The sequence below is a fragment of the Verrucomicrobiota bacterium genome, from assembly GCA_021413925.1.
GTDB lineage: Bacteria > Verrucomicrobiota > Verrucomicrobiia > Chthoniobacterales > UBA6821 > UBA6821.
Map to the genome: position 1 here is coordinate 22,019 of JAIOPL010000006.1, position 20,736 is coordinate 42,754.

Here is a 20,736-nt window from a genome sequence, read left to right on the forward strand (position 1 = left end):
CCCGGACATAATGGAGTCGGGCAACACCTTCCCCTTCATCCTGAACTGATCTGAGAATGAACCATTGCTCCTGATCCTTGGAGAGGAACCCTTTGCAAAAACCGCTCTTTCCCTTTGATTGCGCATTTCCTTCAATCACGGGATGGATCCGGACGAAAACTTCCTGTGCCTCTTCCAGACATTTCGACGGGTCAAATCCCGACGGGGAGTTAACTCTCCCATCCGCACTCATGGAAAAATCCACCACCCGCTCTGTTGATCGGGACGATTTCATAATCCGTGAGGTCAGAAAATCAGGCCCGATCGCCGGAGGCCTCTTCCTCTAACTCAATCTGATGCTCGACAGTTCCTACCTGAGCCTCCATCTCGCCGATTGAGACCTTCCCTCCGTCGGCAGGCCTGTAGGACATGTAGATAACTCCCCCGATCAATCCCCATCCGACGCACAGGGCAAATCCTGTGATCGAGATCAGCACCGCAAGATCAACCGGCGTTCCGTAGAGGGAATTTAGCATCACGGAGAACAGCCCCTCTCGAACTCCGATTCCGGCCAAACTGATCGGCAGGGAACTGATTGTGTTAACGATGGGGATTACCGAAGTCATGGCAGCGGCTCCAGGATTTCCCACAAAGGCATAGGCGGCGAAGATGGCCGTACCGAAGATGAAGGCATTCAGCGGCATAGAGATCAGAACGGCGAGCACCACCGCTTTCCAGTCTCGTGCATAGATGGAAAAGGCCCCCGCGACATCAAGGATCGCCGCATGGCCCGGCATCTTGGCGGGAAGTTTTTTTGCAAGATGAAACCGATCGATGATGAGCCCCATGGCGATCAGACCGATGAAGGCGCAAAAGATGATGGTGACGGTCAGGAGGAAAGCCCTGATCATCGGCAGGGACATCAGTGGTTTGTAGAACCAAGCAAAGACCCAGGCGGAGACGATGATCAATGCGAACATCCCTGCGATGCGGTCAACGATAATGCTCAAAAACACAGCGCTTTTGGACTTGGGAGCCTCTCGCATGGCAAAGAAGACCTTGATGAGATCGCCTCCCACACCACCTGGGAGACAGAGATTGAAAAACATCCCGATCATGACAAGTTTCCAAACGCGGACCCACCCCAGGGAGATTCCCTGTACCTTCATGAGAAGCTGCCAGCGGAAAGCACCGCAAACGAGCACAAGGCCGAAACAGAGGAATCCGGGAATCAGCCAGAGGAGATTTGCCGTATGCAGGGCCTGAGCCATTTGGTGACGACGCACAGGATCGTGAAAGAGTAACCAGAGAAGGAGTAGCGTCACGCCTGCCTGCACAAGCGTCATGATGATTTTTTTAAGATTCATTTAGGGCCAAGGTTTTCCACTTTGCGACAGCGGCCTGAATGGCTGCGGGGGTCGCCTGTGAAGAGAGTTCAAGGACGTAAGGGAGGGATGATGGCAGAAGAGGAATGAGCTGGTCGAAAGGAATTTCTCCCTCGAAAGGAACAAGATGATCCTCATCTGGCCAACGCGCGTCCTGAAGATGAGCACCCACGGCGAAATAAGCTATCTCCTGAAGCCACTGGGCATGATCGAGCAAGCCGAGGCTTTCTCTCATCTGAGCATGGCCAAAGTCATGCCAGTAGCGAAGATAGGGAGAATTGAAGCGGCGGAGGAGTGCTAGTAATTCCCGCTCTGTCGGAACGGCCTCGAAGTCGCTTCTATTCTCGACGACCAGCGTAAGCCCCATCGCGGAGGCCTGTTCCAGCAGCGGCTCCAGCAAGCGGGTCACACGATCTAGAAAACCCGGTCCCTGCTTTTCCCTTTTCTGTAAGGCGTCGAGCTTGGCACGGTTATAGTTACGGTCCGCCACACCCTTGGCTCTCAATGCATCCAGCAGGGAATGCGTCATTCCCCGCAATGGCATGATGCGACCCAAGTGAAGCACTACAAAGCGCGCCCCGAACTCCAAGGCCGTCTCCATGGTCTGACGAGTGAGCCTCATGGCACGCTCTCTCTCCCCCAGTCGATGAGAGGTAAACTCGTAGCAGTCCGGATTATCCGCGAGGACCTCGATCGGCATCGGGCAGAAATTATGAACACTCAAAACCTTGAAGTCTCCTTGGGAAAAAGCCCCTCGGATTCCATGAAGTTGCGAGACCGAAAGCCCGTGACCGAGCTCGATGGTATCGAATCCCAGCTCCAGGATCTCCCTCACAATCGAGGCGCCGTCATGATGACGTCCGGCGTTCCAGTTGGTTGAGAAGGCGAGCATGGGAAGAATACTAAAGGAATCTGAGAACTAATTAATATGGAACTCAGGAACTCAGGAAGTGAATAGAAAGACCCTGGGACGACAGAAATCCTGGTTTATACCAATCCCCAACATCATCCGTTCTTCATCTTAGAGCATTGTTGATTTATTCTGACGCTCTGAAAAAGGGTGAGGAAGAGAAAATGAATCTGGAACTCATGAACTCAGGAAATGAATGAGACTGGAGAGGTGTCGTGCCGACGTTGAAAGAACCGATGGGTCCTGCTCCATGGATATTGCGTTCTTTCCACTGTGCCCCAGGGTCATGTGCGGATTTCTCTCTTACAAGAGATCGCCACCCTCCTTGGCTTACTTTCCATCCCGCAGTCCCTTTTGTTCTGCATTTCCCTTCCTGAGTTCCAGATTAATCATGCAGTCTCCCCTCAAGCGACAGATTGACTAGAAGATGGTCTAGTCCTCTGCGTCTGCGTGAGAATCCCACGTTCACCGATAAGAGATCACTTCATCGGCTGTACGAAGTCCGCTGGCAAGCGCGGAGTCGATGCTGGCATGGGCAACCTGATCCCCAGCCAGCCAGAGATTGGGAGAGGGGCGGCGGTCGGGTTGGAGTTGCTGAAATCCCGGGCTTTGGGAGGGAAGGGCCCGAGCAATTCTTATTTCTTGAAGAAACTTCCATCCTCTAAAATCAGCCAAGTATCGGGTAATCTCGGCCTGAACTTGTCCTGAAAGATCACCGACTGGAGGATTGAGAACGGTCGCGGAAAGAAGTCTTTTTCCCTCGGGGGCGTATTCGGGTGCCGTGTTCGTAAGATCCGTAAAGTGCCTGACTAGAGTGCCCTTTCCCTCGGGCAACACCAGCAGCCCTCCCTCGTAGAGGGGATCGTTGCCCGTGAAGTAAAAGGTGGATACCTGACTCCAAGCGCGTTGTTCCTGCAAGCCTAGCAATAGACAGGTTGTCCGTTCTTCAGTAGCCAGGATTACACAATCCGCCTCAATTCTCTCTCCGCTGGCAAGCTCTACCCCGGTGACGCAGTCGCCAGCCTTATCTTTGCGCAGGAGCGCCTGAACGCGAGCGCCATAGCGTTGCCTGGACGAGGGTAGCCGCGCAGCGAGCTGCCGGGGAATCTCCCCCATTCCCTTGGCTGGTAGCAGGGCCTTTCCAAGAGCGAATTTCTTCAGGTCATAGCGGAAGACAGAGGCATCGGTTCCGAGTTTGTTATCCAGAAAGACACCGGCAAAGAAAGGTCTGAGAAACTTCTCCAGAACATCACCATCCAGATCGAATCGAGAAATTTCCTGCAAAGCCGATTTCCCAGCCTCGTGAGCAAGCAACGACTCATCGGAACGGAGAGACTGAAGGGCACCAAGAATGCCAAGAGTTACCTTTTCACGCAGAGAAAACGATCGGATAAAGGGAGCGGAAAGCAACCAGGCGGGATGATGAAGCGGATTGAGTATCCTCTCCCAACCTTCCTCGCCAACCATCAGGGCACCGCTCTGAAAATAACGGGGTTGCAGGGCATGAAGGTCCAGAAGGCTACGCGCCGTAGGATAGGAATCGAGAAGCACCTGGAAGCCCCGGTCGAGACGATAACCCTCCGGAGTAATCTCCGTGGCAACCCGGCCACCGGGGAGATCCTCCGACTCCAACAGTAGCCATTCAACACCGGCCTCCTGCAGGCGGATTGCACAAGCAAGACCTGCAAGGCCAGCTCCGACAATGAGCACCATAAGGATTGAGGACAGGCGTAGTCTGAAAGAATCCCTACACTTTCAGAGGGTCGAGATGCCAGATCTCGCGGGCATATTCCGAAATCGTGCGATCACTGGAGAACTTGCCCATGCGAGCCGTGTTGAGAATCGCCATTTCGGCCCAACGCGATTTATCCCGGAAGGCAATATCGACCCGCTCTTGGGCATCACTATAAGAACGGAAATCCGGCAGGCAGAGGAAAGGATCACTGTAGACGAGGTTGTCATGGAGCATGGTGAAAACCCCGGGCGGTTCGTCGGGGGTGAAATAGTTCGATCCCACCCAATCCACCACGGCCTTGAGTTCCTCATCAGCTGCCAGGAAATCCTGCGGGTTGTAACCCTTCTTCCAGAGGTCCTCCACCTCCTCGACGGTCATGCCGCAGATGAAGATATTCTCCTTTCCGACCTCTTCCTGGATCTCGACATTGGCACCGTCCAGCGTGCCGATCGTGAGCGCCCCATTCAGCGCCAGCTTCATATTTCCTGTTCCGGAAGCCTCCTTGCCGGCTGTTGAGATCTGCTCCGAGAGATCGGCTGCCGGCACGATGCGCTGTGCAAGCGAAACGCGGTAATTGGGCAGAAAGACCACCTTCAACTTGTTGTTGATCCGGGGATCAGCATTGATCTTGGCACCTACGGAATTGATGGCCTTGATGATGTTCTTGGCCAGATCATAACCGGGAGCCGCCTTGGCTCCGAAGATGAAGACACGGGGTGCGATGTCGAGTGTGGGATTCTGTAACAGGCGCCGGTAGAGGGCTAGGATGTGTAGCAGATTCAGGTGCTGGCGCTTGTACTCATGCAGCCTCTTGATCTGCACATCAAAGAGTGCCGAAGGATCAACCTCGATACCGCAATCCCGCTTGATGATGTGGGCAAGGTCGATCTTGTTGGCATGCTTCACCTCCATGAACTGCTTCTGAAACTCAGGATCCTTGGCATAAGCCTCGATGCCGCGGATTTGGGTGAGATCGCGTTCCCATCCGCGACCGATCTTCGAACTGATCAGGGAACTCAGGCGGGGATTGCATGCCAGTAGCCAGCGGCGCGGGGTAATGCCGTTGGTCTTGTTGTTAAACTTGCCGGGATAGAGCGCGTCAAACTCGGGAAACAGATCACTCTTCAGCAACTGGGTGTGCAGGGCGGCAACCCCGTTCACCGAGTGGCTTCCGACAACGGAAAGATTGGCCATGCGGACCATCTGGGGATGCCCCTCCTCGATCAGCGAAAGCTTACGGACCATGTCGAGATCCCCGGGCCACTTCGCCTCGACCTCCAGAAGGAAGATCTTGTTGATCTCAAAAATGATCTGCAGATGCCTCGGAAGAACTTTTGCAAACAGGCCAACACTCCATTTCTCAAGGGCTTCGGGGAGAAGCGTGTGGTTCGTATAGGCGAAAGTGCGGGTGACGATATCCCAGGCCTTTTTCCAAGGGAGGCCGTAAATATCATGGAGGAGGCGCTGGAGTTCTACCACGGCGATGGCCGGATGGGTGTCGTTGAGCTGGATGGCCACTTTCTCCGGAAAATCGTTCCAATCCGTGTTGCTCCTGCGGAATCGGCGGATGATATCCTTCAGCGAGCAGGCAACGAAGAAGTACTGCTGGATCAGGCGCAGTTCCTTGCCGCTCTCCGTCTTATCGTTGGGATAAAGTACCTTGGAGACCGTTTCGCTGTAGTTTTTATCTCTCACCGCCTCGTCGTATCCGCCGCGATTAAAGGCCTCAAAGTCGAAGTCCTCGTGCGCCTTCGAGGACCAGAGGCGAAGGAAATTGACCGTGTTCGTTCCGTATCCTGGAATCGGAATATCGTAAGGAATGCCCATCAGTTTCTTGGTGCCGGTCCATTTCGGAACATAGTTGCCCAGGTCATCGAAGACATTCTCGACCTGACCGTAGAGCTCAACCTCGGTGGTGTGCTCGGGACGGACAATCTCCCAAGGAGTGCCGTACTTCATCCAGTCGTCGGGAAGCTCCACCTGATAACCGTTACGGAACTCCTGTTTGAAAAGCCCGTACTGGTAGTTGATTCCGTAGCCGATGGCAGGCAGGTCAAGGGTGGCTAGTGAATCCAGGAAGCAAGCAGCTAGACGCCCCAACCCGCCGTTGCCGAGCCCCATATCGTACTCTTCATGGCGGAGTGCATCGACATCGAGCCCCAGTTCTTTAATAGCGAGCTCCATGTTCTGGTAAATACCGGCGCTGTAAAAGCTGTTAATGTAAAGACGCCCCATGAGGAACTCCAATGAGAGGTAGTAAAGACGCCTGGTGTTTTCGGCGCGGTGTTTCGTCTGGGTCGCCATCAGGCGTTCGATGACGACGCATTCGACGGCCTTCGAGGTGGCAAGCCACCAGTCCCGTTTTGTTGCAGTCTGAGGATCGCGGGCCAGGCTGAACTTAAGCTGGCTTTCGATCAGGCTCTTCAGGCCGGAAACAGAGGTGTCGATGCTGGAATGAAATTCTTCGGGAGTTATCATAGTGGGTGAAAAGGTTCCTGGGTCAGGTTGTGGGTTTCGTCTCGATGGGCTGTTGTGGCAATCCAAAAATAGTCCCAGTCCATTTCTGTCTATTAGCAAACGCCGTTCCAAGTCACGAAGCTTGGTTTATCAGTCTTCGGGATGTTACACTGAAGTCACGATGAAATATCGCACACTCAACAAGGACTCAGATCTCAAAATAAGTGAAATCGGCTTCGGTCTCTGGACCGTCTCCACAGGATGGTGGGGGAACTATACCGACGATGAAGCGGTGGTCCTCATGCGGCAGGCTGCTGATCGGGGTATCAACCTGTTCGACGCCGCAGACACCTATGGTAACGGACGGAGCGAGGAACTCATTGCCAAGGCCTTCCCCACCGGGGAGCGCGCACGGATCGTGATCGCCACCAAGGTCGGCTACGATTTCGTGAATCATGGCGACGGGCGGCGCGGCCAGAAAGAAATTCCCCAGGACTTCAGCCCCGCGGGGATCAGGGGAGCGGTGGATTCGGCCCTGAAGCGGTTGGGAACCGACCACATCGATATCCTCCAACTCCACAATATCCGCGAAGCACAGGTCAATGACGATGCCCTGTGGGAAGTGATGGAAGACCTCCGCTCCGAAGGGAAATTCCGTCATGGAGGCATCGCGCTGGGCCCCGCAATCGGTTGGGTCGGAGAGGGAGCCTCGGCTATCGCCCGCCGTAAACCCGATGTCGTCCAGCATATCTACAATCTTCTGGAACAACACCCAGGATCGGATCTCCATAGGATCGCCGAGGCAACAAACGCCCCGACCAAGTTCCTGATCCGTGTCCCCCACTCTTCCGGCATGCTGGAGGGTAAATACACAGCCGATACGGTCTTCCCTCCCAATGATCACCGCAATCACCGTCCAAAAAGCTGGCTTATCAACGGTGTCAAAAAGATCGAGCAACTCCGTTTCTTGGAACGTCCCGACCGGACGATGGGTCAGGCGGCCATTCAATGGCTGCTGAAGGACCCTCGCACACTCTCCGTGCTCCCGAATATCTATAACGCCGAACAGATTTCCGAATTTGCAGCAACTTCGGATTCCCCTCCCCTGAATGACGATGAGATGAACCGCATCAGCGAACTGGTAAGCTCCCATTTCGGCCTGGAGCCCGAGGAGCACAAATTCAAGGGAGAGATGGAACTGCCTGCAGAACTTGCAGCCATGATTTCCTAAAAAACCGGCTTCCGATCACAATTCCACGCAACTGATGACCGACTCCCCCAACACCCATCAGGGGGAATCCCAATCCATCGGTAAAACTTCACCCACGGTCGTTGAAAACCAGTGCATAAACCCGTGAAAATCGCATCCCTCGCCCGAGTCCGCCTCGATCAGCTTCTGTTTGATGCGGGTCATTTCGATTCCAGGGAGAAAGCTCAACGGGCCATCCTGGCAGGTCAGATCACTGTGAGAGGACAGATCACCGACAAACCGGGAACGAAAGTAAATCCCGAAAGCGAGATCCTCATCACGGGTCGCGATCGCTATGTCGGGCGCGGAGGGCATAAACTCGAGGGGGCTCTCACGGGATTCGGGATTGATCCGATGGGATTATCCTGCCTTGACCTTGGTTCCTCGACAGGAGGCTTCACGGACTGCCTTCTCCAGCATTGGGCCGCCCATGTCACAGCGGTTGATGTCGGCAGAGGCCAGCTCGCATGGTCGTTGAGACAAGATCCAAGGGTCGAGGTCCGCGAGGGGATCAATGCTCGCTACCTGACAGCGACGGATTTCGACCGATGCTTCGACCTGATCGTGGGAGATCTCAGCTTTATTTCATTGACGAAGATCCTTCCAGCGGCGTTTCAGTTGCTAAACCCAGAGGGTCTCATGATCGTCCTTATCAAGCCACAGTTCGAGCTCGCCCGTGCCGATATCGGCAAGGGCGGCATCGTGCGCGACACGACAGCACGTCTGAGAGCCGTCGAATCGATTAGAAACTGGGTGATAACGGCAGGCCACCGCTTCGACAGTGTCATCGAATCGCCTCTTCCTGGCACCTCGGGCAATATTGAGTTTTTGGCACTGCTCCGCCGGGGAGATTCCACAGTTCCAGTTCCCGTCGAAACCAACGATCTGACTTCATCACCCAATCCCTCACCAAACCCATGATTGTTGGACTGATCGCTCATGTTGGAAAGGATGGCTCTGCCGGCCTTGTACAGTCCGTCACCACCGAGCTCGACCGGCGAAACGCTCCTTATCTCTTAGAAAAGGCTACCGCTGGCCTGATTGGAAGGGAGTCCGACTTGGATGAAGCCCTTCTTTCTGAACGATGCGATCTTCTCCTTGTCATGGGAGGTGATGGCAGCATCCTTCGGGCGCTTCACCGCTCAGGGGGGCATATTCGCCCGATCTTTGGAATCAACATCGGATCACTCGGCTTCCTAACCTGCCTCGGTTCTTCAGAATACCTCAAGGCCATCGACTGCGTCCTAGCCGGAAATTATCTACTCAGCGCGAGAAGCCTTCTGGATGTCACCATCGAGGGACCCGGCGGCAGCGTTCCCCTGGAGCGCGCGCTGAACGATGTCACCATCAGTCGAGGAGAGCGCTCTCAACTCGTGAAACTGCAGGCCTCAGTGGATGGGGCACCACTCACCGAATACCATGCCGACGGACTGATCGTTGCGACGCCGACGGGATCCACCGCTTACTCGCTAGCCGCGGGAGGGCCCATTCTGATGCCGGAGAGCGGGGCGCTTGTCATCACGCCGATCTGCCCACATGTCCTAAGCAACCGCTCCCTAGTGATCTCGGATAAGAGCAGGGTGGTTATCCGCTCCTCGGGCAATCAGGAAGTCTTTGTCACCATTGACGGACGTCCACCTAATGCCCTCAAACCCTCCGAACAGGTTGTCCTGCAACTCTCTCCGCTCACACTTCCGCTTGCCATGATGCCCGACAGTAACTTCCCGGAAATCCTGCGACAAAAACTGAAATGGAGCGGCAGCAATATTTAGCAAAGCCTAATCCCCTCTCATGAATACCCTTTGCGATTCCCTGCTGAGCAAGGATGTAAAGCTTCAGTTGAAGGCCACCGATCATCACGATGCGCTGGAGGAAATCCTCTCACCGCTTAGAAGCGATGTCAGGGTCCGGGATTGGCAAGAGCTTCGATCAGCCCTTCTCGCCAATTCACTCAACGAAACCTTCCGAGAAGTTCCTGGAGCCATGTTTCTCCACCATTGCAGGACTGAAAGCGTCTCCGAGTTGGTACTGGCTGCTGGCCGGAGTACTGCTGGGATTGTCATGCCGGGGCGTGAGGAAAGAGTCCATCTGATCTTCGTCGCGGCAATTCCCGAGGCGGTGAATAATGAATATCTCAGAATCCTGGGTGCCATTTCACGCATCTGTAGCGATCAGGAAACCATGCAGGAACTGCTTGATTTCGAGAACACCTCCGAATTCTTAACCTTCTTGGAGAGAGCGTGCCGCGCATGACCGACCAGCAACAACTTCAGGACGAAAGCCTTACTCCATTATTGGAGGTGCGCGATCTCAAGGTTCACTTCCCGATCCGATCCGGAATCCTGCAACGCCAAACCAATGTTTTCAAGGCAGTGGATGGCGTGAGCTTTTCCGTGCCACCCGGTAAGACCGTAGGCCTTCTTGGAGAGAGCGGAAGTGGTAAAACCACCATCGGTAGAACCTTGGTGAAACTCGTCGCCGCAACATCAGGAAAGGCGTTCTGGAAGGGAGCGGATATTCTGCCCATGAGCGAACGGGAGTTCCGCCCCCTGCGTCGCAGAATTCAGTATATTTTTCAGGATCCTTTCGGATCCCTGAATCCCCGGATGACCGTGGCCCGGATCATCGGCGAGGCCTTGGAAATTCATTTCAGGGAGTTGAATGCGGGAGAGCGTGCCGATCGGGTTGCCGCCCTATTGCGGCGCGTGGGTCTCACCCCCGAGATGGGAACGCGATATCCCCATGAGTTCAGCGGTGGTCAGCGCCAGCGGATCGGGATCGCCCGTGCGCTGGCGGTCGAACCGGAGTTCCTCATCTGCGACGAACCGGTGAGTGCGCTGGATGTCAGCGTCCAGGCCCAGATCGTGAATCTCCTGCAGGACATTCAGGAGGAACTGGGATTGGCCATGCTCTTTATCGCGCACGATCTTGCGGTTGTGGAACACATAAGCGACTCGGTGCTCGTCCTGCATCGTGGAAAGATCGTCGAATCGGGACCCTCGAGAGAGGTACTGGAAGACCCGCAGGATCCCTACACCCGCGAACTGCTCGCAGCCGTCCCTCGAATCTAAGAACGACTCTATGAATACCCTCATGCTCGCGCGGAAGTTTCGCGCCCTCAATAAGCCGCTGCTGATCGTGATGCTGGCACTGTGCTCATTTGGCATCTATGCGATCTACAGCGCCACATGGATGAGGGACACGCCCTTCTGGATCAGTCAGATCAAGTGGATGCTGATCTGCATCCCCGTCTTTTTTGTCATCGCCTTCAATGATTACCAATGGGTCAGACTAGGTGCGATTCCCCTCTACATTCTGAGCGTCATCCTCCTTGTCCTTGTCTTCTTCATCGGAGTAAAGGTTTTCGGGGCCAGGAGCTGGCTGAATCTTGGCTTTGGAAACTTCCAGCCTTCTCAGATGGCAATTTTCAGCGGTGTGCTTCTCTTCGCCCTTTTTCTGAGCGAAAGCGAGGGGATGCATCCGGCGCTTCGTATTCTCATTTGCCTGGTGATCACGCTTGTTCCCTGCGTGCTCATTCTGGTCCAACCCTATCTGGGTGGCACTCTTGTCTGGTTGCCCGTGCTCTTTGCTATGCTGTTTGTGGCCGGCGTCCAGGTTCGCTATCTGGTCACACTCATTCTGATGGGCGTGGCCTTGATTCCCCTTGTCGTAAACTTCGGTCTCAAGCCTTATCAGAAAGACCGGATCCTGATCTTTCTCGACCCCTCTCTTGATCCCCAAGGTGCTGGCTGGACCATCAACCAATCACTCAATGCGATCGGTAGCGCCGGGTTCTGGGGCAAGGGATTCAAGGCTCACAATACGCTCAATGAGCTCGGTTATCTCCCGAGCACGATCGTTCACACAGACTTCATCTACTCCGTGTTTGGGGAACAGCATGGGTTTATGGGGGCCATCCTCCTCATCTCGACTTTCGGGATTCTGCTCCTAAGCGCTCTCTATGTGGCATCCCAAGCCCAAGATTTGTTGGGAAGACTACTCTCTGTCGGAATCGTGATGCTTCTCTTTACCCACATTTTCATGAACGTCGGTATGACTGTCGCGGTCACACCGATCACCGGACTTCCTCTGCCGATGGTCAGCTACGGCGGTTCTTTTCTGCTTATCACGATCGCGTGCATGGGGCTGCTTCAGAGCATCTGGATCCACCGAAAGCTGGTGTATTGATCGGGCATAGGTGATTGGGAATAGGTAATAGGGGATCCTTCCCTCGCCCGTTACCACCGGCCTTGATCACTTTCCACCTTTCACTTTCCACCTTTCACTTTTCCACCTTTCACTTTTCACTTCTCCCCATGCGCATCCTCTCCGGAATACAGCCCACAGGACTGCCCCATCTCGGCAACTACTTCGGGATGATGAAAGCGGCTATCGAACTGCAGGAAACAGGTGAAGCCTTCTATTTCATCGCAGATCTTCATGCGCTTACCACGGTCAGAGATGCAGAATCTCTGCGACGAAACTCTCGGGAAGTAGCGATCGACTTCCTCGCCTGCGGCCTTGATCCCGCAAAGGCCTGCCTCTTTCGTCAGAGCGATATCACCTGCATTCCGGAACTTGCGTGGATCCTCTCCACGGTCACCCCGATGGGACTGCTCGAGCGTTGCCACTCTTACAAGGACAAGCTCGCCAAAGGCCTTCATGCTTCACTCGGACTATTCTCCTATCCCGTCCTTATGGCAGCCGATATTCTGGCCTACGACAGCGACGTGGTTCCGGTCGGCAAGGACCAGAAACAGCATCTTGAAGTCACCCGCGACATCGCGGTGAAGATCAATGAACTCTATGGCGAGATCTTTAAGCTTCCCGAAGCAATGATCCGTGATGAATCGGCAGCCATTCCCGGAACAGACGGGGCCAAGATGAGCAAGAGCTACGGCAACACCGTGGAGCTCTTCCTTGAGGAAAGCGCCCTCAAGAAAAAGATCATGGGGATTCAAACAGACTCAACTTCCGTGGAGTCTCCGAAGCCAATCGAGGGATCCGCTATTCTTGGCATCTACAAGCATGTCGCCTCCACCGCCGACTATGCTGAGATGGAGGCAGACTTCCTTGCTGGGGGAAAAGGATATGGAGACTTCAAAAAACGCCTTCTTTCGTCGGTCCGCGAGTACTTCGCTCCGATGCGGGATCGTCGCGACCAGTTCGCCTCCGACCCCGCGGAAGTCGACCGCATCCTAAAGCAAGGTGGAGAACGGGCTTCTGAAATCGCGGCACCCGTCATGGAGCGCCTCAGAAAAGCCGTTGGCCTCCGATAAACTTACTCAGGAGAAGTTATTGCACGGGAATGCCCCTTGACTGCAGGTCAAGGAGTGATATCTTTCAACTCTGGACGCGGGGTGGAGCAGCCCGGTAGCTCGTCAGGCTCATAACCTGAAGGTCGTAGGTTCAAATCCTACCCCCGCCACCATTTTTTCAGGTGCCTTTCCTTACATGTCAGAGCATCTTCGGCTTATGCGATTTTACACTAAGCGGCGAAAGATGCCCTCGATCACCGTTGTCTCTCTGATCGATATTCTCGCGATTCTCCTGATCTTCTTCATCGTCACCACGACCTTCAAGGAGCGCCTGCCCCAGTTGCAAATCAACCTTCCCGAGTCCAAGGCCGCATCGGCAGCGACTAGCCAACCGAAGAAGGCGATCCTGCTTCAAATCAAGGGGCCAGACCAGATCTCCTTCGATAACAAGCCCATCACAGCTGCCGCTCTTCCTGCTGCGATTCATGAGGCACAGCGAGCAAATCCCGGTTGCTCAATCACGATGCAAGCTGACAAAGAGGCCCCCTTCGGCACGGTCGTAACAGTTCTTGATGCCCTGCAAATAGCGGGAATCAAGAATATCCCTGCTATTGCAAAACCTCTTAACAAGTAACCAGCACCCCTCACCCATCGGCATGCCTCGTCCGCATAAAGTCACATCAAACCCGATAAAGCCACTCGAGGTGGTGAAATACGGTCACCCAGCGCTGCGCAGCAAGGGAAAGAAGATCGAGAAAATCGATGACTCCATCTTGACGCTTGCTAGTGAAATGATCCTAACGATGTACGAGGAGGATGGCTGCGGTCTGGCCGCCCAACAAGTCGGACGAGCTCTTCAACTCGCCGTGATCGATGTGATGCCCGCCTTCGAAGATCGTCCCAGTCGCGCCTGGATCGACGGGCGGGAACTGGAGATCGAATCGCTGATGCCACTCGTGATGATCAACCCCGAGATTCATCCGGTCGGTGAAGAGCGATCTTGGGAAGTCGAAGGATGCCTGAGCATGCCCGGACTCCATGACGAGATTGAGAGACCTACCCGGGTCCGCGTGATCTGCCAGGATCTCGATGGGTCGATCCTGGATTTCGAAGCCGAGGGTCTTCTCTCACGCGCTGCTCAGCATGAGGTAGACCATCTGCACGGAATCCTCTTCATCGATCACCTACCATCGGAATCGCTCAAAGAGCATCAGCCATTACTTCGGAAGTTTCAATCGCAAGCCTCTTTTTGAGAGAGCAGATCAGCCCCTGCGGTCAGGTAAAAAAACGGTCTAGCGCCGACGCTTCGCCCCGTAGCTATAGCCCTTGAGTGTGCGAGCACCACGGATGTTCTTGAGAACTCTTGCGGCCTCATCCTCCTGAAAGAGCATGGTGAAGAGATAAGGGAAGTTTTCGAGTTTTTCACGGGGCACTTTCTGCGCAATGAAGGTCTCGATAGCCTTCACATGGGGAAGCTCCTCGGCCGTCATGATCGTGAAGGCATCCCCTTCACTCTGGGCCCGACCGGTTCGTCCGATGCGGTGGACATAATCCTCGGGATGCTGGGGCACGTCATAATTAATGACGTGGCTGACTCCGGCAATGTCGATACCACGGGCGGCGATGTCGGTGGCAATCATCACCTCGTAGCGTCCGGTCTTGAATCCCTCGAGCGCATCAACGCGCTCCTGCTGGGAACGATTCGAATGCATCACGGCGACTTTATGTTTTTCGTTCTCAAGCTGACGGGCGATGCGGTCAGCGCCATCCTTCGTGCGGCAGAAAACGATGACGCTGTGGTATTCCGTACGGTCCAGCATCGCTTTCAGTAAATCGAGTTTCTGATCAGCAGCCACCGGATAGAAGGCGTGCTTAACGGTTTCGGCCGCTGAGCGGCGGGCACCGATGGAAATCTTTTCGGGATTGCGGAGGCACCAGGAGGAGAGGCGCTCGATTTCCTCGGGGATCGTGGCAGAGAAAAAGAGTGTTTGGCGCTCCTTGGGACACTTCTCGACGATCCTGCGGACATCGGGAAGGAACCCCATATCAAGCATCCGGTCGACCTCGTCGAGAACAAGAATCTCAAGGTCGGCGAAATTGATCTCCCCCTGCTGCATGAAGTCCAGCAGCCGACCGGGAGTTGCAACAATCACGTCTACCCCGCGGGCCAATGCCTCGCGCTGCGCTCCGTAGCCAACCCCTCCGAAGATGACAACCGTCTCCAAATCGGTAAAAGCGGAGAATTCCTTGAACGCTTCCTCTACCTGAAGGGCAAGTTCACGTGTCGGCTCCAGAATCAGGCAACGTGTCTTGCCATTCGACTTCTTGAGCTTGCTAAGAATGGGTAGCCCGAAAGCCGCCGTTTTCCCGGTCCCTGTCTGAGCGGAGGCAATAAGATCTCCCCCCCTTATTGCGATGGGAATCGCTTGTTCCTGAATCGGTGAAGGTTCGACATACCCCATCCGCTGAGCGCCGTGGACAACGGCTTCTAAGAGTCCAAGATCCTGAAATGACATGAAGCTGATGAAAGTAGCAGTTAGCGGAGATCACACCAGCGAATAAGAGAAGGCCTGATCTTGGTGGCCAACGCCACATGGTACCGCTGATCCAATATCCCCGTCATCCAGTGGGCAACTGACCAGCTATCGCTTCCGATCTCAACATTCAGAAAATTCCCTTTCTCGTCCTTAGGAACTGACTTGACCTTAGTCTGAGCAAGAAGCTTTCCCATACCACGCCCATCAGCCTTGATTGCCGCTTCACGGCATGTCCAGAGCCTGAAAAAGGTCTCCTCATTATTCTCATCCTTTATCAAGAGAGCTTCCTGATCTGAAAAAAAACGGGAAGCAAGGGCAACACTATCAAGCTGTCTCTCGATCTCCAGGTCAGCTCCAATTTCCTCTCCGGAGAAAGCAACCATAACCAGATCGCCGCTGTGAGTAATGCTAAAGAAGGGTACAGAATCCCCAACCAGATAAGGTCTTCCCTCGGATGATAGGCGGATCTGCAATTTCACAGGATCCACGGAAAGCCAGTGGGAGACAATATTTCGGACAAGACGTCGTCCGGCAAGAATCCCCTGCCTTGCTTCAGTTGATGACATCGATTCGCCACGCCTTTGTTCCTCTTCACTAACGGGGATTTCCGCGAAGACGTCAAAATGTGCAATGAACAGGCTCACCTCTTTCCCCTTAGGGAGCATCCCAGGAAACGGAGCATCCATTAGGAACCCCGGAATGTTTGGTTTTTTAATACTTGCCATCATCACAGACTTAACAAATAACAAGTTTTGTTATGAACATCACAAACATTAGTTCAGTTGCCTTGCGCAACCTTATAAAACTCACGGAGCGTAAGGAATCGCTCATCAAGCAAATCGAAAGCATCGAGGGACAACTTACCTCGCTGATTTCGGGAAAGCCGGTTCGCGCCATAGGCAAACGCCGTGGGCGCCCAGCCAAGAAAGGCCCCAAGGCCGCAGGCAAGAAAATCTCTGGAACCGCCAAGCGTGCACCTCGCGGAGCCATCAAAAAGAAGATTCTGGCCGCGCTCAAGGCCGCCGGAGACGCGGGTATGAAAGTCACTGATCTTTCCAAAAAGATCGGCGTTAAGAATGCCAACGTACATGTCTGGTTCAGCAGTACCGGATCGAAACTTCCTGAAATCAAGAAAGTAGGCAAAGCTCATTACAGGATTCAGGAGAAGAAAGCCTGATTTTTTCCTAAGCTTAGTATCTTAACCGGGAAGTTGGTCATTGAGGACCGCTTCCCGGTTTCTTTTTTCCGAGAGGGACTTTTTCCCCGTTCGGTAAAGATGAATAGCATCGGCCGTCCCCTCACCTGCGGGGAGTTCGGAAACGTGGCCGCCCGCTTTGGAAACCGCATCTTTGACGCTCGGATGAGAGTTGGAGGGGCAGGCGACCATCGCCGCGACTTCACCAAAGAGCATCGGCAGGTCGTTCTGATGGTCCCCGACTGCCAGGATTTCCGATGTGGGCATATCGATCAGTCGACTTAACTCGGCAAGGGCGCTACCCTTGTCATAACGACGATGGCAGAACCGCAGGTAAATGTTACTGCGTTGGTAGTGAAAATCCTCCGGCCTACCCGGCAATGCTCCTAGCTCACTGATGATCTGATCGAGCTGTTCTTCACTGGCAGCGACTAGCCCCTCGGGAATCCCCTTGTAATGTTGTTGGAAACTAACGCCTTCATGGGAATCCACCAGCTTCGAGATGTGCTCAAAGAATGTTCCACTCTCCTTGAAAAGTAGGTCGTGGTGCACTCTGCAGATTTCATTCCACTCCCCATAGTCAAGCCAGCCCCCCTTACCGTCAGGCTTATGGATGTGACGTTCATTTGTGAGTATGTAATCCGGAGAAACGGAGGCACCAAGTCCCCTCAGTCCATCCAGCGCACTCTCCAGCGAGCGCCCGGTGTTCACGGCCCAGAGAGCACCTCCACGCACCGCCTCGGAAAGCTCACGATCTAGGGACGCGCTGCAGTGTTCGGGGTAAAGCGTATCGGCAAGGGTGCCGTCAAAGTCAGTGCTCAGTAAGCGGATCATCAGGAAACTCTTCCCGTGACGCTTCCGGTGTGCAATCCACAAATTACGTTCTTCTTCCGAAACAGGAATGATAGGGTCAATTTTATGAAATCAGCTTACGAACTGGCCATGAGCCGCCTGGAAAAGACTGCCCCATCCCTCGAGCTTAGTGCTGATCAGAAAAGGATGCTGGCGGAAATTGACTCGGAGTTTGAGGCGCGTATCGCCGAGCAGCGAATCTTCATCGACGGAGAGATCTCCAAGGCCTTCGCGGATGATGCACGAGTCGCCGAACTTCGAAAGCAACTTGCCAGCGAGATCGCTTCCTTGGAGGAAAAGCGTGAAGGAAAGAAGGACCGGATCAGAAAAGGAGAAGAAAATTAATCCTTCGCCCTACCGCCCATGCGATCACGGTTTCTGAGCAGGTTTACGCCTGAGGGTCTCCATACGTGCGGGATCTCTCGCTCCTGCCACGACCTCCTCCTTACTGATATACCCGAAGAGATAAAGCTCCTCCAGCATGTCGTCAAAGGTATGCATGCCATCCTTTCGGCCAATTTCCATTAGTCCGACGATCTGTTCAAAACGGTGCTCGCGGATACAGGCACCCACCGCGCTGTTATTCATCAATAGCTCACTGAGCATGATACGCCGCAGACCATCCTCGGAAGGAATGAGACGTTGAGCCAGAACTCCTGCCAAGGTGTTCGCCAGCTGACCGAGGACTTGTGCCTGCTCGTCACCGGGAAAATAATCGACAATCCGGTCCAGTGCCTGTGGTGCATCGTTGGTATGAAGTGTCGCCAGCACGAGATGGCCCGTTTCGGCAGCAGTCAGGGCGGCACGGACTGTCTCAGCGTCCCTCATCTCCCCGACCATAACGACATCAGGATCCTGGCGCAGCACGTGGCGCAGCGCCTCGTCAAAGGATCTCGTGTCGGCACCCAGTTCACGCTGCTTGATAATGGAGCGGTTGTTTGGGAGGTAAAACTCGATGGGATCCTCGATCGTCACGATAACGGCATCACGATTCTCGCTTATCCAGCGGATCATAGAGGCAAGCGTGGTGGTTTTTCCGGAGCCGGTCATTCCGGTGACAAGAATTAGACCATCCGTGCGATTACAGAGTTGCATGATCGAGGGACGGTGGCCCAGTTCCATGATAGAGGGAATCTCCGCAGGGATGTACCTGAAGACCGCCTCTAACGCCCCCCGACTGAAGTGGGCATTCCCGCGGAAGCGTCCGGTTCCCTCCACTTGCAAGCCGAAATCGAGTTCCAAATCGCGTTCCAACCGTGACCGTTGTGACTCAGTGAGGACTCCGAGGATGATCTCACGGCACTCATGCTGCGAGATCACACGGCCATGGCATGGGCGTATATCGCCACGCACCCTCATCGCGGGAGCCAATCCCGCGCAGAGATGAATATCGGATGCGCCGTTCCGGACGGCTTCACGGAGAATATCGACGATGTCGGGAAGATCATGCATGGCTAAGGAAAACCTAGGAGGAGCTACTGGTGATTCCCCTCAATCGTCGCTTCAGTTCAGCAGGATTAGGAACAGCAAGGAGCGCCGTATCCTCGGCAATCTTACCGGTCGTCACCAGATCCAGAAAAGAACTCAGGAAATCGTATGATTCCGACGGATCGGAGTGACTGATGAAATCTCTTAGGGCGGGGAGATCAGCATCACGGATACATTGGCGGGAGAGTCCAAGATTCGTCAGGAATTCGGTGGCCAAGACCATTCCACCCGCTGTGGTTGGTAGCAGCTTCTGGCAGAGAATTCCTAGCAACTGACCGGCCAAGACCTGTAGATGACCCTTTTTCTCTCTCTCTGGGAAGAACGCCATGATGCGATCCAATACCTCACCCACATCGGATGCGTGGAGTGTCGTAAGGACCAGATGTCCTGTCTCCGCTGCCTGCAGGGCTACTGCGGCGGTGGTGGCATCACGGATCTCACCGACCAGAATGATATCGGGTGCTTGCCTCAGGGAGCGACGAAGGCCTTCAGCAAAGCTTGGGGTATCGAGTCCAACCGACCGCTGGGTAAAGAGTGATCGGTCGCGCTGAAAAATAAACTCTATGGGATCCTCGATGGTCACGACATGACGCTCCATGTTTTTGTTAACCCATTCGAGAAGAGCGGCAAGAGTCGTAGATTTACCCGATCCAGTCGGGCCCGAGACGATGATGATCCCGGAACTCCGCGCGACCATCTTCTTGAGAATTTCGGAGGGAACTCCAAGGGTATCGATGTCAGGAGGCGTTCCTGTGATCATGCGAAGAACAGCAGCCTCTGCCCCAAGTTGTCTGTGAAAGTTCACGCGGAAACGGATGCCCTCGCCCGAAATAAAACTCGCGTCATGATCCGTTGCTTCCGAAGGAACACCGCAATAGGCACGAAAGGCCATCAGGTCGTGCAGACTCAGGGGTGGCGCCTCCATCGGCGTGATACTTCCAGATACCCTGACGATCGGCGGTTCCCCTACGTGAAGAATAAGATCGGATGCCTTGTACTCATGGGCAGCCCTGCAATAGAGCTCTATCGATTCCGGAGGGGCATCCATGGATAAACCAATAAATAGGACAAATATCTGAAACCGTCCAGCAGGCTGTCTCCGTAAAATGGTAGCGCGTACGGGATTCGAACCCGTGCGCCAGCCTTGAGAGGGCTGTGTCCTAACCGACTAGACGAACGCGCCATGAGAGCATTGAACTCTGAGCCATGATCTGGATGCTGGCAAGGAGAGAGATCAACCATCATGATTAATTCTATGAAACTCTATATCAAAGGAGGATGCCCTTGGTGCGTGATGGCAGAAACCTGGCTTGACCAACGGGGCGTGGACTATGAGGCAATCGACGTGCTTTCTGATGCAACCGCTTTTGCGGAGATGAAGAAGATTTCGGGGCAGTCGAAAGCTCCGGTTCTTGTGACAGCAGAGGGAAGAATCCTCTCCGATTTCGGTCCCGAGGAACTCCCGGGATTTCTGGAAATCTGAGCTGATTTAGAGCGGTTTCGGTTTTATTTGACGCATGTACAAGGAAAGAAATCTCGCGCAGAGGCGCAAAGGCGCAGAGTTTTTGTGACTAATGGCAACGCTTCTTTTGAAACGTCTCCCTTGCAAGGAGTCGTCAGAACCCATTGCTAATCGATCAAGTGATTTTCCGATTTGAGGGTAGTAACGGTGACTATCTTCTCCAGACCCA

At 54.3% G+C, this 20,736-nt stretch carries 21 protein-coding genes and 2 tRNA genes; 13 read left to right on the plus strand and 10 right to left on the minus strand.

Annotation, left to right across the window (positions count from 1 at the left end; all coding sequences use genetic code 11):
- Window positions 1–293: 293 nt before the first annotated feature.
- The 4 genes from K8R57_03740 to K8R57_03755 all read right to left on the minus strand — a co-directional run bounded on the left by K8R57_03740 (window position 294) and on the right by K8R57_03755 (window position 6,487).
- On the minus strand, window positions 294–1,346 hold the full coding sequence (locus tag K8R57_03740) for a flippase-like domain-containing protein (protein MCE9587409.1): 1,053 nt from the start codon (window positions 1,344–1,346) through the stop codon (window positions 294–296).
- Complete coding sequence (locus tag K8R57_03745; protein MCE9587410.1) at window positions 1,336–2,256, minus strand: sugar phosphate isomerase/epimerase; 921 nt, start codon at window positions 2,254–2,256, stop codon at window positions 1,336–1,338. Before K8R57_03745 ends, K8R57_03740 begins: the two co-directional genes overlap by 11 nt.
- 483 nt (window positions 2,257–2,739) lie before the next feature.
- Window positions 2,740–3,987 (minus strand): FAD-dependent oxidoreductase, encoded by a 1,248-nt coding sequence (locus tag K8R57_03750; GenBank protein ID MCE9587411.1) that lies wholly within the window; start codon window positions 3,985–3,987, stop codon window positions 2,740–2,742.
- A 34-nt stretch (window positions 3,988–4,021) separates the two neighbouring features.
- On the minus strand, window positions 4,022–6,487 hold the full coding sequence (locus K8R57_03755) for a glycogen/starch/alpha-glucan phosphorylase (protein ID MCE9587412.1): 2,466 nt from the start codon (window positions 6,485–6,487) through the stop codon (window positions 4,022–4,024).
- Between the two features lie 160 nt (window positions 6,488–6,647).
- On the opposite strand from K8R57_03755, the gene K8R57_03760 reads away from it, so the two are divergent.
- The 10 genes from K8R57_03760 (at window position 6,648) to def (ending at window position 14,226) form a co-directional block, all read left to right on the plus strand.
- A complete protein-coding gene (locus K8R57_03760; GenBank protein ID MCE9587413.1) occupies window positions 6,648–7,697 on the plus strand; it encodes an aldo/keto reductase in 1,050 nt (349 codons plus the stop codon).
- Between the two features lie 129 nt (window positions 7,698–7,826).
- Window positions 7,827–8,636, plus strand: a complete 810-nt coding sequence (locus tag K8R57_03765) for a TlyA family RNA methyltransferase (protein MCE9587414.1) — start codon at window positions 7,827–7,829, stop codon at window positions 8,634–8,636.
- Entirely contained in the window at window positions 8,633–9,487 is an 855-nt protein-coding gene (locus tag K8R57_03770) for an NAD(+)/NADH kinase (protein MCE9587415.1), read from the plus strand. The genes K8R57_03765 and K8R57_03770 overlap by 4 nt, the downstream gene beginning before the upstream one ends.
- Window positions 9,488–9,506: 19 nt before the next feature.
- On the plus strand, window positions 9,507–9,968 hold the full coding sequence (locus K8R57_03775; GenBank protein ID MCE9587416.1) for a PTS sugar transporter subunit IIA: 462 nt from the start codon (window positions 9,507–9,509) through the stop codon (window positions 9,966–9,968).
- The gene (locus K8R57_03780) at window positions 9,965–10,786 is read left to right on the plus strand and encodes an ATP-binding cassette domain-containing protein (protein ID MCE9587417.1); all 822 of its coding nucleotides are present in this window, start codon (window positions 9,965–9,967) and stop codon (window positions 10,784–10,786) included. The genes K8R57_03775 and K8R57_03780 overlap by 4 nt, the downstream gene beginning before the upstream one ends.
- 10 nt (window positions 10,787–10,796) lie before the next feature.
- Window positions 10,797–11,903, plus strand: coding sequence for a rod shape-determining protein RodA (locus K8R57_03785; protein MCE9587418.1), 1,107 nt, complete (start codon window positions 10,797–10,799; stop codon window positions 11,901–11,903).
- Between the two features lie 128 nt (window positions 11,904–12,031).
- Window positions 12,032–12,994 carry a tryptophan--tRNA ligase gene (gene trpS / locus K8R57_03790; GenBank protein ID MCE9587419.1) on the plus strand — a complete coding sequence of 321 codons (963 nt, stop codon included), beginning with the start codon at window positions 12,032–12,034 and terminating at the stop codon, window positions 12,992–12,994.
- A 75-nt stretch (window positions 12,995–13,069) separates the two neighbouring features.
- Window positions 13,070–13,146, plus strand: a tRNA-Met gene (locus K8R57_03795).
- A gap of 44 nt (window positions 13,147–13,190) precedes the next feature.
- The gene (locus K8R57_03800) at window positions 13,191–13,607 is read left to right on the plus strand and encodes a biopolymer transporter ExbD (GenBank protein ID MCE9587420.1); all 417 of its coding nucleotides are present in this window, start codon (window positions 13,191–13,193) and stop codon (window positions 13,605–13,607) included.
- A gap of 22 nt (window positions 13,608–13,629) precedes the next feature.
- A complete protein-coding gene (def, locus tag K8R57_03805) occupies window positions 13,630–14,226 on the plus strand; it encodes a peptide deformylase (protein MCE9587421.1) in 597 nt (198 codons plus the stop codon).
- A 39-nt stretch (window positions 14,227–14,265) separates the two neighbouring features.
- On the opposite strand, the gene K8R57_03810 is transcribed toward def, so the two are convergent.
- A complete protein-coding gene (locus tag K8R57_03810; protein MCE9587422.1) occupies window positions 14,266–15,489 on the minus strand; it encodes a DEAD/DEAH box helicase in 1,224 nt (407 codons plus the stop codon).
- 20 nt (window positions 15,490–15,509) lie between these two features.
- Window positions 15,510–16,196: a 4'-phosphopantetheinyl transferase superfamily protein gene (locus K8R57_03815; protein MCE9587423.1), complete on the minus strand. Its 687-nt coding sequence runs from the start codon at window positions 16,194–16,196 to the stop codon at window positions 15,510–15,512.
- A 71-nt stretch (window positions 16,197–16,267) separates the two neighbouring features.
- Here K8R57_03815 and K8R57_03820 point away from each other — a divergent pair, with 71 nt between their 5' ends.
- Complete coding sequence (locus K8R57_03820) at window positions 16,268–16,687, plus strand: hypothetical protein (GenBank protein MCE9587424.1); 420 nt, start codon at window positions 16,268–16,270, stop codon at window positions 16,685–16,687.
- Window positions 16,688–16,708: 21 nt separating this feature from the next.
- Here K8R57_03820 and K8R57_03825 read toward each other — a convergent pair whose 3' ends face one another.
- Window positions 16,709–17,539, minus strand: a complete 831-nt coding sequence (locus K8R57_03825) for an HAD hydrolase family protein (GenBank protein MCE9587425.1) — start codon at window positions 17,537–17,539, stop codon at window positions 16,709–16,711.
- Window positions 17,540–17,623: 84 nt separating this feature from the next.
- Between K8R57_03825 and K8R57_03830 the strand changes: the two genes are divergently transcribed.
- A complete protein-coding gene (locus K8R57_03830) occupies window positions 17,624–17,902 on the plus strand; it encodes a hypothetical protein (GenBank protein ID MCE9587426.1) in 279 nt (92 codons plus the stop codon).
- Window positions 17,903–17,926: 24 nt separating this feature from the next.
- Here K8R57_03830 and K8R57_03835 read toward each other — a convergent pair whose 3' ends face one another.
- The 3 genes from K8R57_03835 to K8R57_03845 all read right to left on the minus strand — a co-directional run bounded on the left by K8R57_03835 (window position 17,927) and on the right by K8R57_03845 (window position 20,228).
- Window positions 17,927–19,009, minus strand: a complete 1,083-nt coding sequence (locus K8R57_03835) for a PilT/PilU family type 4a pilus ATPase (protein MCE9587427.1) — start codon at window positions 19,007–19,009, stop codon at window positions 17,927–17,929.
- A gap of 13 nt (window positions 19,010–19,022) precedes the next feature.
- Window positions 19,023–20,093, minus strand: a complete 1,071-nt coding sequence (locus tag K8R57_03840; protein MCE9587428.1) for a PilT/PilU family type 4a pilus ATPase — start codon at window positions 20,091–20,093, stop codon at window positions 19,023–19,025.
- A gap of 59 nt (window positions 20,094–20,152) precedes the next feature.
- A tRNA-Glu gene (locus K8R57_03845) sits at window positions 20,153–20,228 on the minus strand.
- A 60-nt stretch (window positions 20,229–20,288) separates the two neighbouring features.
- Between K8R57_03845 and K8R57_03850 the strand changes: the two genes are divergently transcribed.
- A complete protein-coding gene (locus tag K8R57_03850) occupies window positions 20,289–20,528 on the plus strand; it encodes a glutaredoxin family protein (protein ID MCE9587429.1) in 240 nt (79 codons plus the stop codon).
- The last annotated feature ends 208 nt before the right edge of the window (window positions 20,529–20,736 follow it).